Origin of the sequence: Nitrincola salilacus (assembly GCF_046271865.1) — a bacterium.
Classification (GTDB): Bacteria; Pseudomonadota; Gammaproteobacteria; order Pseudomonadales; family Balneatricaceae; genus Nitrincola; species Nitrincola salilacus.
Genome location: NZ_CP176580.1, coordinates 3,646,638 through 3,659,473 on the forward strand (window position 1 = coordinate 3,646,638; position 12,836 = coordinate 3,659,473).

The following is a 12,836-nucleotide window of genomic DNA, read 5'->3' on the forward strand; positions in this document are numbered from 1 at the left end:
AGCATGTCCTAGTAAAACTATGACAATAATGACGCCAGTTGACAGAAAGACTCGCACAGACAATGATGTTGCCATGCCTTCAAATACCTCGATAAAGAGCGCTGATCATCAGCTACAGAGCCTTGTTATCGCCTCCTGCATTGAGGCGCTGGGCAGCGGCCGCTTTTTCCCTCGCTTCTTTCAGTTGATGTCGCAAATCGCCGTGATTGAGCAGTTTATGGTGTTTGAACTCGATTCTGATGCGGATCAGATGCGCTGTCGTCTGGCGCATAATCGCAGCAACCCGGAGCTGGGGCTGGAGTTGGCTCGCCTTTATGCCGGTGGGCAATTCCGTGAGGATAGTCTGCTGCAGCAGTTGATCGCGGAGGTGATGAATAACCCGGGGGAACATGCCTGCGAAGTGCTACTGCACCGCTCACTGCCGGCAGTGTACCGTCAGACGTTTTTCAATCATCCGGCATTGAACGAAAAGTTCGCGATCGCTGTGCGCGATGAGGAGAGCGGCAACCTGTTCTATATCAACTTCTACCGTTCTGCGGAAAAGGGGCTGTTTACCCAGCAGGAGCTGGAGCGCCTGAAGCAGGCGGTACCGATTGTCAGCGCCCTGCTGATCCGGCAGCTGCGCGATAATTCCGACCTGCAGGGGCAGCGTCATCTGTTGTTGGCGTCGCTGTCGGAGCGTGAAGCACAGGTGTGCCAGATGATCGCTCGTGCCCATCCTGTGAAAACCATCGCTCAGACACTCAACCTGTCGGCCACATCGGTATCGACCTATCGCCAGCGCGCCTATCAGAAGCTGGGCATAAGACGTAAGACAGAGCTTATCGCGCTGTTGGGTGCCTAGCTCTTTTCCTGCAGAAAGGCTAATAATCCGGCTTCATCCATTACCCGTACGCCGAGCTGTTCCGCTTTACTGAGCTTAGAGCCCGCTCCGGGGCCTGCCACAACACAATCGGTATTCTTTGAGACACTACCACTGACCTTGGCACCCAGCGCCACCAGGCGATCCTTGGCTTCATCGCGGGTCATGCTTTCGAGCGTGCCTGTCAGTACCCAGGTCTGGCCCGAGAGTGGCTGTTCCGTCACGGCAACTTCGGCCTGACACTCCCAGTGCATGCCAAAATCACTTAACTGCTGCTCCAGTGCACCAATCAAGCGGCACCACTCCTTGTCTGCCAGACACTCCAGCAGGCCTGCGCGTGCTTTTGCGCTGAAGCGGGGTATCTGACTGAGCCGGGCTGCATCTGCCTCAAGCAGAGCCTCCAGCGTTGTAAAATAGTTGGCCAGATTCTCTGCGCCGGTCTGTGCCACACCGGGAATACTCATCTTGATCAGCAACTGCGCAAAGCTGATCTGCCCCACCAGAGCCGGTGACAGGCCGCCTTCGTCGTCGAACACCATACCCTGCTCAATCATGCTATCCAGGATCTGGCGGTTATGCTCATCCTGCATGAAATGAGCGATGGAGAAAGCCACCTCATTCCCGATATCCGGCAGCCAGGTCAGCAGTTCCGGCAACGCCGTGCGTATCCGTTGCAGCGATCCCAGGCTGGTCGCAAGCGTCCGGGCGGTCTCTTCACCCACTTCGGGAATACCGAGTGCAAAGATAAAGCGTGCCAGTGTGGTCTGCTTGCGAGCCTGGATCGCGTTGTAGAGGTTTTCTGATGACAGCTGCGCGAAACCGTCCAGTTGAAGGAAATCTTCGACCGTCAGAGAAAACAGATCGGCAGGTGAGCGCACCAGCTTTCGCTCCACCAGTTGATCAACGTTCTTTTCGCCCAGGCCTTCGATATCCAGCGCACGGCGCGACACGAAGTGCAGGATCGCTTGTTTCAGCTGCGCACTGCAGACCAGACGACCGACACAGCGGTAGATAGAGCCTTCGCTGCTGTGCACCTTGCCTTTACCGTGGCGCTGCAACTGCGTCCGCTCGACATCCGATCCGCAGACCGGACAATGGCTGGGCACTTGTATCGGTTTTTCATCGCCCGTGCGCTTCTCGGTGAGCACTCGCACCACCTTCGGAATCACATCCCCGGCGCGGTGCACGATTACCTGATCCCCTTCGCGGATATCCAGTCGGGCGATCTCATCCATATTGTGCAGCGTGGCATTGCTGACCGTGACGCCGCCGACAAACACCGGCTCCAGGCGCGCAACCGGCGTAATCGCCCCGGTGCGCCCAACCTGAAACTCCACGGCATTGAGGCGGGTAATCTCCTCCTGTGCCGGGAATTTACGTGCAATCGCCCAGCGCGGTGCGCGGGCCACATAACCCAAAGTTTCCTGCAGGCGCTTGTCATCGACCTTGTACACGATGCCATCGATATCATAGCCAAGGCCATCACGCTTGTTGGCCAGTTGCTCGTAGTAGGCAAGGCAACCTTCCAGCCCGTCCACCAAGCGCATCTCAGGATTGATGCGCAGCCCCCACTGCTGCAGCAATTTGAGAGTTTCGTAGTGGCTGTCAGGCAGTGTGCCGCCCTCGACAATACCGGTGCTGTAGGCGCAGAGTTCCAGAGGGCGCGATGCGGTGATAGCCGGGTCCAATTGACGCAGACTGCCGGCAGCAGCGTTACGCGGATTAACGAAGGTTTTTTCATCCTTTTCACGCGCACGCTCGTTGAGCTTTTCAAACCCGGCACGCGGCATATAGATCTCACCCCGGATTTCCAATCGCTCCGGCCAGTCGTCGCCTCTGAGTCTGACTGGCACATTGCGCACCGTGCGCACATTCAGGGTGATATCTTCGCCGGTGTAACCATCGCCACGGGTCAGGGCACGAGTCAGGCGACCCTGCTCATAAAAAATACTGATTGCGATGCCATCCAGCTTCGGTTCACAACTGAACTGAATCACCTCTGCAGCAGGTCGCTTCAGGCGCTCATGCACCCGACGGATAAAATCGGTCAGATCCTGATCAGCAAAGGCGTTATCCAGTGACAGCATTGGCATTTCGTGCCGGACTTCGGCAAAGCCACTATCGGGTTTCGCGCCGACTCGCTGGGTAGGTGAGTCATCACTCACCCACTCGGGATGGGCCGCCTCCAGCTCACGCAACTCAATGAACAGGCGGTCATATTCGATATCGGGAAGGGTCGGATCATCCAGCACATAATAACGATAATTATGCTCGTTGATCTGATCACGTAACTGCTGGATACGGATTTCAGGATTCATAATGTGACTTTTTATGGTGGACTAGAGCACACGCTGCTGTCTGCGATTTTCCATTTCAAAGTCACGGATACGCTGACGGTAGTGTTCCTTGGTCTGGGGGCGCATAACGGAACGATCTTCATCAAGCAGATCTCCACCCACATGCTTGGCCAGTGTTTCAGCGGTTGCCAGCATGCATTCGTAGGCTGTCATCGGCTCACGGGGCTCCAGCATCGACATAAAGAAAGACACGGCGGGTGTCTCCATCTCATCCATATGCTCCAGATCAAATGTGCCGGGGTTGACCGCATTGGCCATGCTGAACTGAACCGGGCTGTTGTCGTCATCGCCTTCGAAGCGATGGAATATCGACATATCACCATGCTCCATACCACAGGCCTCAACGATCCGGCGAAGTATGGCGCCAGTAAAGGGCTCCTTGTTGTTACCAACAACGGTAATCACCAGTACGTGTTCAGGCTCGGGCAGGTCACTCAGCGCTTTTTTTGCTGGCTTGCTTTCTTGCACCGGTGGACCTGCCAGATCAGAGACAGCAGTTGATTCTGGCTCTGGTGCAGGAGTGGGTGCAGGAGTGGGTGCAGGAGTGGGTGCAGGAGTGGGTGCAGGAGCTGGCTCCTGTGCAAAGAACGGAGGTTCCTCGACAGGCGGTGTACTGCTCGGAGTAGCTACTGGTGCTGAAAAATCGGCTTCAGGCTTTATGAGCTCTGGCTCTTCGGGATCTAAATCAAAGCCCGGTAATGTGATGCTCGGTTCCGGATCGGCCCACAAATCACGAATCGCACCTGCAGAAGGTGCCTGAGGCTTCTTACGTTCAGGACGTGTGCTTCTTTTCGGCTCAGCCGCCAATGGCGTCTCATCCAGGCTGTCCGATGCTGGCGCAGCAGAGCCGGACATCGCCGCTCGCTTGTTACGTGAACGATCCAACAACATGGTGATGGGCTGATCCAGATCTAAATCCAGGTCCAGATTCTGACCCTTTGCTGGTTCAGCATCGGCAGGTGGCTGCTGCGGCTGCCTGGGCTCTTGTGCAGCTTCTTGCACAGGGGCAGGTGCGTCAGGTGCTTTTGCAGGCGATTGTTGCGGTGGCTGAGAGACACCCTGGCGAGCAGAAGCCCGTGGTAAGGGTGGTATATCATCAAACAGGGGGTCCATCTCATGCAGTGCACGGGTGTCCTGAATATGCGTGACCGGGGCAGATAGATCTTGCCGCCACTCCTCGTCGACCACTTCTGATGCTGCCGAAGCAGCTGCCAAATCGATCGCCTCATCATCAGGCTGAGCATCTTCAGGTAGCTCTTCAAGCAGCTCCTCAGTAGACAACTCTTCAATAGACAGCTCTTCAGGATCGTTTTCATAAAGATCAGTTGAGATGAGGTCTTCGGCCTGTTCCAGACTAGTCAGCTCCTCATCCAGAGAAGCTGGCAGCGTGTCAGGCTGCTCCTCCGAAAGCGACTCATCCAAAAACTCCTCGCCGACAATATCAACGGGGTCATCATAATCAAGCTCAGTGGAAAAGAAAGCATCACTGTCGTCTTCAGCATCCAGTTCTGCAACCGGTGCATCAGCATGTTCAAGTGGCGCTTCCGGCTCTACTGTAATGTCCAGTGCCGGTTCGGGAATCTCATCGGTGGAATAGATCCAGCGCTCTTTTGGCTCGTCTGCCGTTTCCTGATACTCATTTTCATAAGGCTCATCCCGGAGAAACTCATCCTGAACAGGCACATCATCCAATGGGAGATCTGTTTCATAGGCTTCCAGTTCGGCAGAGGCGCTATGGGAGTCTCGCTGGTGAGATTCAAGGCCCGGCAAGATATCCTGTTCATCCGGTAAATCGTTCGTGGATTCACCCATTGAGTCAAAGCCCGGCTCTATCCTGTCATGCTCAACCGGTTTATCCTGAGCCTTGGCCAGAACCGATGAGGAAGCGGCTTTCAATGTAGCGCTCAAGGGCTCCATCTTTTGCCGCAGTGCCTGAGGCTGCACCATGGCACCTAGCCTGGTATGCTTGAAACCGTCAGTTGCAGGCGCGTCAGCAACTTCCTGCTCTGCTTCGGGATCAACACCTGAAGCATTGCGCAGCGGGCGTGCGCCACCATTCGGTAGCTCGGGATTGAAGTGGCTGACAGGCTCCGCTGCATCGCTGTCGGAAAAATTCGGATCTATATCAATACGCAAACGGTTACGATTACTGTTGATACGGCGCCAGCCATCAAACAGTATCAGCACTATGACGAGAATACCGCCAACTATAAGCCATTCGCGAAGACTGATCTCCATGGTGTAACTGTATCCCGAGTATTCTGCTGTCTGAGTATAAAAATTTAAAAATTGAAGCCTACTCTACTAGCTGATCAATCACCAGCGTGTAAGTTCCATCCGAAGTGCTGACTTTAACATTGCCAAGGCTACCTTTAAAGTCACCCGACTGTTCTTCAGGGACTCCCTGCTGACTGATCCGGGCAACAACTTCGACCTCTTCGAACTGTGACAGGCGCATCTCGGGCATCATCGCCATTCCATCATTGAAAGACACAGTTGTCGGCAGTTGTCCGACCTGCAGTCGCATGGCGGCTGCCGGCATACGCCCTCCCACTGGTCGTGCAAAAACATAGACTGTTTGATCCGAGCGTATTTCGGTCATGAGTTCCGGGGCCACCTCAATCGTGATCCGCAAAAGCTCTGGCTCCTGACCCTGCTGCATACGCTCGCGCGCACGCTGAATGCCAGCCTGCAGCGACACACTGGCCTGCCCCTCTTCAGCATAGGCCAGTGCATGTTCCCAGTAGCCGGCCGCATCTTCATAACGTCCCTGTTCAAAAGCGTCTATACCCAGCAAGCCAAGCGATGTCACTTCATTCACATCCAGTGCCAGAGTTGCATCAATCTGATCCCGCACCTGATCATCAACCTTACCGCCACGCGCGAAGAACAGCGCCTGACTGAGTTGTCCCATTACACCCGGATACTCTTCAGAAGTTTCTGGCAGATAATCCAGCGCCTGACGGAAGCTCTGAGCGGCACGATCAAACTCATTCATATTCATCAATGTAGTTGCCAGCAAATACCAGCCTTCCGGATTATTCGGATTACGCTCGAGCTCTGTTTCCAGGCGCTCGATCGCCTCCTCTATAGAGGTCGGTCCTTCACTGAAGGATGAGTCAAATGCAGCACGATGCATCGCCACAGCCAGATCATCGGCCCGACCCAGATGCTGGTACAGGCTGAAGGACAGAACAGGCACCATGAGTGCCAATAGTGTCACGACGACCAACTGGCGCTTACCCAACCGCACGCGGGATTGAGTTAATTGCAGATCCGCTGCGTCGTATAACAGGTTCCGCTCCAGCTCAATCTTCAGCTCGCCAAACTCCTGCTCGGCCAGAGTCCCTGCATCACGCTCTCGCTCCAGTTCGCTCAGTCGCTCTCTGAAAATTTCGATATTCTGTGCTTTACGATCCACATGCTGCAAGGTTTCCAGATGAGCATGTCTATTGCGCAGCAGTGGCCAGAAAACTATCGCAACCGCCACCAATGTCAGGAGCGCGATACCAACCCAGAGTAATGTCATTTATCCTGTTCCTGTTGCAGTAGTTTTTGCAGCTGTTGCTGCTCCTGAGGTGACAATCGAGCGGCTTCCATACCTGCTTCAGTATCAGAGGCATCCACCACGGCTTCGCTGGCCACTGTTTCAGCGCCATCCTCCTGAGGTACGCGTTGACTGCGACGTTTGCGGCTGATAATAATAACTGCCAGAAAACCCAGAGCTAGCAACACATAGGGGCCATACCAAAGGAACCAGGTCGTACTGGTCACACGAGGGCGATAGTGTACAAAATCACCAAAACGCAACACCATGAAGTCGATGATATCCTGATCAGACTCCCCGGCTTCGATCATGCGGTGTACTTCGCGCCTCAGGTCAGCTGCAAGGGGTGCATCCGAGTCTGCAATATTCTGGTTCTGACAAGTCGGGCATCGCAGCTCATGCGTCATGCTATGAAAGCGGCTTTCGTTTTCTGAACTACTGAACTCGTAGCCTTCTATTGCAGCCAGCGCGAGTCCCGACATCAACAATACAGACAGCAACAGATAACGCATCAGACATCTTCCTTTTCAATCTGCTGCATCATGCTGCGCAGTTTCTGCCACACGGCCTCATCCACCGCCCCGACATGGCGATAGCGAATCACGCCGCGCCTATCCAGTATGAAAGTTTCAGGCGCACCATACACCCCCATATCCAGACCCAGCGAACCCGCCTGATCCACAACCACCAGTTTGTATGGGTCATAGTAACGCTCCAGCCAGCTCAGCGCTTTATCTGGTTCATCCTTGTAATTCAGACCATAGATGGTGACGCCTTCTTCTTTGGCTATCTTGTTCAACTGACCATGCTCTTCCAGGCAGGTCGGGCACCAGGTCGCCCAGACGTTAAGCAACGCAACCTCACCCTTGAGATCGACGGCTGTTAACATCTGTTCTGGCTCATACAGCGACGGCAAGCTGAACTCAGGCATGGGTTTGTCGATCAGCGCTGAAGGCAGCTTGGTCGGATCCATGAACAAGCCACGAAACAGAAACACACCCACCGCCAGAAAAGCGAGCAGCGGAATAAACAAAAAAATCTTACGCATCCAGACAACCTCCTTCAGACTGTGGCCGCAGCAGCATCACGCCGTGCCTGCTTGCGATAGCGTGGATCAGCCGCTGCCAGCACACCTCCGACTGCCATAAAGATGGCACCCAGCCAGAGCCAGCGTACAAATGGCTTGTACTGGAGCCTGACAGCCCAGGCACCACTTTCCGGTTCAAGCTGTTCGCCCAGTGCAATGTAGAGGTCGCGGAATAATCCAGGCTGCAGTGCCACCTGAGTCATGACCATGCCGCGTGCAGTATAAAGACGCTTTTCCGGGAACATCTCTGTATAGGGCTCGCCCTGATACAAGACTCGGACACGCCCCATATCGGAGGTATAATTCGGGCCTTGCCCTTCACGTGTGCCATCAAAGATGAAGGTGTAGTCGCGAAAAGTCATTCTGTCGCCCGGCACCATGCGCATATCAGTCTGCTCTTCGAAAATGGTCACCATCACCACACCGACAATCATGATAGCAACGCCGATATGGGCCAGAATCATGCCGTAGAAACTGCGCGACTGCTGACGCATCCCCTGCCACACATTTCGACGATGACGTATACGGTTATAAAGATCACGCATACCCGTGAAAAGAATCCAGTAAGCCAGTACCAGCCCCATACCAGCCCAGATGTCCAATGCGCCGCTGTATAACCAAAGCGTGGCAATCCCTGCCAGTATCGCCGCCACGGCTGGCAACCAAAGTTGCGAAACCAGGAAGGATACGGAGGTCTGTTTCCAGCGACTGACAGTGGCGATACCCAGAAACACAGCCATGATCGACATCAGCGGCACAAACAGGGCATTGAAATAGGGAGGCCCGACAGAGATTTTACCCAGATTCAATGCATCCATCACCAGCGGATAAAGCGTGCCGATCAGTACCATGGCACAAGCCACAGTCAGCAGAACATTATTCACCAGCAACAGGCTTTCACGCGACAACAGGCTAAAACTCGAATCACTCTTGACCGATCCCGCCCGAAGCGCATAAAGCAACAAAGACCCACCGATCACTACGATCAGCATACCCAGTATGAACATCCCGCGTTGTGGATCTGTTGCAAAGGCATGAACCGAAGTCAGTACCCCGGAGCGAACCAGGAAGGTACCCAGCAGGCTCAGTGAAAATGCAGCGATTGCAAGCAGCACCGTCCAGCTTTTGAATACGCCACGCTTTTCCGACACTGCCAGACTGTGGATCAATGCAGTGGCCACAAGCCAAGGCAGCAGTGAAGCGTTTTCTACCGGATCCCAGAACCACCAGCCACCCCAACCAAGCTCGTAATAGGCCCACCAGCTTCCAAGAGCGATACCAATGGTCAGAAACGCCCAGGCGACCGTTGTCCAGGGGCGTGACCAGCGTGCCCAGGCAGCATCCAGTCTTCCGCTCAGCAGTGCAGCAATGGCGAAGGAGAAAGCAACCGACAGACCGACATAGCCCATATAGAGCGTGGGCGGGTGAATAATCAGGCCAAAATCCTGCAGCAACGGATTAAGATCGGCACCCTCAGCCGGAAAGCCGGGCAGAAAACGGTCAAACGGGTTGGAGGTAAACAGGATGAAAAGCAGGAATCCTGCCGAGATCATTCCCATGACACCCAGTACACGACCGACAATATCGTGGGGTAGCGTTTTGCTCTTGAGTGCAACCGCTAATGTCCAGACAGCCTGAATCCAGACCCACAGCAGCAATGAGCCCTCATGACCGCCCCAGATAGCGCTTATCTTGAAGAACCATGGCAGGTTAGTATTCGAGCCATTGGCAACATACACGACAGAGAAGTCGTCGCTTAAAAAAGCCCAGCCCAGACAAAACAGACTGAAGGTAAGAAATACAAACACGCCTTTGCTGAGTGGGCGAGCATAGTCGACCCACAACTGATTTCCATTATAGGCCCCTACCATGGGCACTACTGACAGAATCAGCGCCAGAGACAAACCAAGAATTAATGAAAACTGCCCCAGTTCAGGAATCATTGACCATACCCCTGACTGCCATTGCTCTTACCATAGCCCTGACCTTCGCTTCCGCTATCACCAGCGGCCTGTTGCTGATAGTTATAATCCGGCATTTTGCCAGCTTTAACCAACGCATCAGCCACCTCTTGCGGCATATAATTCTCATCATGTTTGGCCAGTACTTCGGTAGCAATCAGCAGGCCGTTCTGGTCCAGAGCTCCCTGGGCAACAATACCCTGCCCTTCGCGAAACAGATCCGGCAGGATGCCGTTATATTCGACAGTCGCAGTATGTGCATAATCAGTGATATCAAAGCGAACCTTAAGACTACCGGGATCTCGGTTGATACTGCCCTCGACAACCATGCCACCGGCACGTATACGGGTGTTAGCCGGGGCTTCACCTTCAGCAATCTGAGAAGGTGAGTAGAACAGATTGATGTTCTGACTCAGCGCATAGGCTGTCAGCCCTACTGCCACACTTGTCCCCAGCAGGATAGACAGGACGATATACAGGCGCTTCTTGCGTACTGCGTTCATGAACGAGCCTCCTCTCTACGCAGGCGACGCGCTTGCTCAACCAGCAAACGTTTGCGCGACTGCAAGGGCAACAGGATATTGAGAATCAAGATAAACAGACCAAAGCCATAGCTGAGCCAGACATAAAGACCATGCCCACCCATCGCCAGAAATTCGCCAAAGCTCTCGAAAAACACAGCAACCTCACTTATCAGTCAGCAGTTCACGCACCCAACCGGCTCTGCGTTCACGCTGAATGATTTCGTTGCGCAGTCGCAGCATCAGAGCAACTGCAAAAAAACAGTAGAAACCCAGCACCATAATCAGGAGAGGTAACCACATTTCAACCGGCATGGCCGGTTTTTCAGTCAATGTGAAGGTGGCAGGCTGATGCAAAGTGTTCCACCAGTCAACTGAATATTTGATAATTGGAATATTCACCAGACCCACGATAGCCAACACAGCGGTCGCCTGCGCGGCAGTTGACTCGTTTTCTATCGCAGAGTTCAATGCCATAACGCCAAAATAGAGAAAAAGCAGGATCAGCATGGAAGTCAGACGCGCATCCCAGACCCACCAGGCGCCCCAGGTCGGCTTGCCCCAGATGGCACCGGTGACCAAGGCCAGGATCGCCATGGATGCACCGATCGGAGCACAGGATTTAGCCACCATATCGGCTACTTTCATCTTCCAGATCAACCCGATCGCACCGGCAATCGCCATGGTTATATAGATGGACTGAGCCAGAAATGCTGACGGAACATGCAGGTAGATGATTCGGAAGCTGTTGCCCTGCTGATAATCAGAAGGTGCGAATACCAGCCCCCAGATCACACCGCCCAGAATCAGCAATACAGCCGCAAGCATAAAGCCAGGCATCAGTTTGCCGGTAATCTGGTAGCACCAGCGCGGAGAGGCTAACTGGTAAAACCAGCGTGGCATCCATTTTTTATCACTCATAATATTCAACTACCCACTAACAGAAATTCTGAGAGCTGCGGCAATGGCAAGCGGCGCAAGACTGAACCCAAGCGCCAGCAGTGCGCCCAGCAGCGCAAGGTGTCCCGCCACCGGAAGCCCTGTCACAGCGGCCTCAACAGCAGCGGTACCAAAAATAAGTACCGGTATGTAAAGTGGCAGCACCAGCAGAGAAATCAGCACGCCCCCCTTGCGCAAACCTACTGTCAACGCCGCGCCTATGGCACCAATCAGACTCAGGGTCGGCGTTCCCAGCAACAGGCTCAGCATCAACCCACCCATCCCCTCTGTTGGGAGAAACAGCATAATACCCAGCACAGGAGCGATCAGCGTCAACGGCAGACCCGTCATGATCCAGTGCGCCATCACCTTACCCAGTACCACCATGAACAGGGGCTGAGGGCTTAGCAGTATCTGCTCCAGCGAACCATCATCAAAATCGGACCGAAACAGACTGTCCATGGACAACAGTGTTGCCAGAAGCGCCGCCACCCAGACCACTCCGGGCGCCAGCAGTGTCAACACACTCGGCTCAGGACTGATACCGAGTGGAAACAGGGTTGCCACCATCAGAAAAAAGATCAGAGGATTGACCAGATCGCTGCGCCGCCTGAAAGCCAGCAACAGCTCTCGCCTGATTGTCGCCAGCAACACAGAACCAGGACGGAAGACCTCCTCACTCGTGCCGGATAGCTGTCCGAGCTTTCGGATTTTAGTTTCCATATCGTTCATGAAGTTCCGACCTGCCGATCCAGGTTGATGCGGCTCAGATAATCGGTCAGATGCAGCTCCTGATGGGTTGTCAGAATCACACATCCACCTCGCTCGGCATGCTCAACCAGAAGCGCTTCCTGAGCAGCAACACCTTTCTTATCGATCGCGGTAAAGGGTTCATCCAGTATCCACAGAAGCGCCTGACTCAAATAAAGTCTGGCCAGCCCGACTCTGCGGTTCTGGCCGGCTGAGAGCATATGACACGGCACATCCTCGAAGCCCTCAAGGCCAACCTGCATCAACGCATAGGAGATTGCGGATTCATCGATGGTGCCATCAAGTGCTGCATACCAGCGCAGATTTTCTTCAGCCGTGAGAACCGCCTTGACGCCCGGCTGATGTCCCAGATAGATCAGCTCCCGATGATAGCGCTCTCGCTGCTGACTGACGGGCTCACCACGCCAGATGATATCGCCCTCATAGTGCCGTGAAAGGCCACAGAGAATTCTCAGCAGTGTTGTCTTGCCACTGCCATTCTGCCCCTCCACCTGGAGGATCTGGCCAGCAGATAGCGCAAAGCCCAGTTCGTCAAACAGAACACGTTCGTCCCGTTCGCAGAACAGATTTTCAACTCTCAGCAGTGGCTCTGACAAAAAGGCTGACTCCGGCATAGCAGCTATCGCAGTGATATTGTGCGACAGTAATAAATTTTCAGCCCTACTGGCCGACATAGTCTAAACGCGTCATTATAAACTGATCTGAACTTCAACGTCAGTTTGAATATCTACTCATTTGGTACTGAGACTGATCCGAGTCAAAAAATCGGTCAATTACCTAGCGGTCAGATT

12 protein-coding genes are annotated in these 12,836 nt (G+C 54.1%); 1 reads left to right on the plus strand and 11 read right to left on the minus strand.

Features of this window, described 5'->3' with window-relative positions:
• The first annotated feature begins 73 nt into the window (after nucleotides 1–73).
• Nucleotides 74–844: a LuxR C-terminal-related transcriptional regulator gene (locus tag ACK3CJ_RS16830; RefSeq protein ID WP_409523371.1), complete on the plus strand. Its 771-nt coding sequence runs from the start codon at nucleotides 74–76 to the stop codon at nucleotides 842–844.
• Here ACK3CJ_RS16830 and ligA read toward each other — a convergent pair.
• Genes ligA through ccmA form a run of 11 tightly spaced genes read right to left on the minus strand, consistent with a single transcriptional unit; the run spans nucleotide 841 to nucleotide 12,641 of the window.
• The gene (gene ligA / locus ACK3CJ_RS16835; RefSeq protein WP_409523372.1) at nucleotides 841–3,180 is read right to left on the minus strand and encodes an NAD-dependent DNA ligase LigA; all 2,340 of its coding nucleotides are present in this window, start codon (nucleotides 3,178–3,180) and stop codon (nucleotides 841–843) included. The genes ACK3CJ_RS16830 and ligA overlap by 4 nt on opposite strands.
• Before the next feature lie 21 nt (nucleotides 3,181–3,201).
• Complete coding sequence (gene zipA, locus ACK3CJ_RS16840) at nucleotides 3,202–5,457, minus strand: cell division protein ZipA (protein ID WP_409523373.1); 2,256 nt, start codon at nucleotides 5,455–5,457, stop codon at nucleotides 3,202–3,204.
• A gap of 58 nt (nucleotides 5,458–5,515) precedes the next feature.
• On the minus strand, nucleotides 5,516–6,748 hold the full coding sequence (gene ccmI / locus ACK3CJ_RS16845; RefSeq protein WP_409523374.1) for a c-type cytochrome biogenesis protein CcmI: 1,233 nt from the start codon (nucleotides 6,746–6,748) through the stop codon (nucleotides 5,516–5,518).
• Nucleotides 6,745–7,278 (minus strand): cytochrome c-type biogenesis protein, encoded by a 534-nt coding sequence (locus ACK3CJ_RS16850; protein ID WP_409523375.1) that lies wholly within the window; start codon nucleotides 7,276–7,278, stop codon nucleotides 6,745–6,747. Before ACK3CJ_RS16850 ends, ccmI begins: the two co-directional genes overlap by 4 nt.
• Complete coding sequence (locus ACK3CJ_RS16855; RefSeq protein ID WP_409523376.1) at nucleotides 7,278–7,814, minus strand: DsbE family thiol:disulfide interchange protein; 537 nt, start codon at nucleotides 7,812–7,814, stop codon at nucleotides 7,278–7,280. Before ACK3CJ_RS16855 ends, ACK3CJ_RS16850 begins: the two co-directional genes overlap by 1 nt.
• 14 nt (nucleotides 7,815–7,828) lie before the next feature.
• Nucleotides 7,829–9,796 carry a heme lyase CcmF/NrfE family subunit gene (locus ACK3CJ_RS16860; protein ID WP_409523377.1) on the minus strand — a complete coding sequence of 656 codons (1,968 nt, stop codon included), beginning with the start codon at nucleotides 9,794–9,796 and terminating at the stop codon, nucleotides 7,829–7,831.
• On the minus strand, nucleotides 9,793–10,317 hold the full coding sequence (gene ccmE / locus ACK3CJ_RS16865; protein ID WP_409523378.1) for a cytochrome c maturation protein CcmE: 525 nt from the start codon (nucleotides 10,315–10,317) through the stop codon (nucleotides 9,793–9,795). Before ccmE ends, ACK3CJ_RS16860 begins: the two co-directional genes overlap by 4 nt.
• On the minus strand, nucleotides 10,314–10,493 hold the full coding sequence (gene ccmD / locus ACK3CJ_RS16870) for a heme exporter protein CcmD (RefSeq protein ID WP_409523379.1): 180 nt from the start codon (nucleotides 10,491–10,493) through the stop codon (nucleotides 10,314–10,316). Before ccmD ends, ccmE begins: the two co-directional genes overlap by 4 nt.
• 7 nt (nucleotides 10,494–10,500) lie before the next feature.
• Nucleotides 10,501–11,256, minus strand: a complete 756-nt coding sequence (locus ACK3CJ_RS16875) for a heme ABC transporter permease (RefSeq protein ID WP_409523380.1) — start codon at nucleotides 11,254–11,256, stop codon at nucleotides 10,501–10,503.
• Between the two features lie 9 nt (nucleotides 11,257–11,265).
• A complete protein-coding gene (gene ccmB / locus ACK3CJ_RS16880; protein WP_409523381.1) occupies nucleotides 11,266–12,006 on the minus strand; it encodes a heme exporter protein CcmB in 741 nt (246 codons plus the stop codon).
• Nucleotides 12,003–12,641 carry a cytochrome c biogenesis heme-transporting ATPase CcmA gene (ccmA, locus tag ACK3CJ_RS16885; RefSeq protein WP_409523382.1) on the minus strand — a complete coding sequence of 213 codons (639 nt, stop codon included), beginning with the start codon at nucleotides 12,639–12,641 and terminating at the stop codon, nucleotides 12,003–12,005. The genes ccmB and ccmA overlap by 4 nt, the downstream gene beginning before the upstream one ends.
• Between the last annotated feature and the right edge of the window lie 195 nt (nucleotides 12,642–12,836).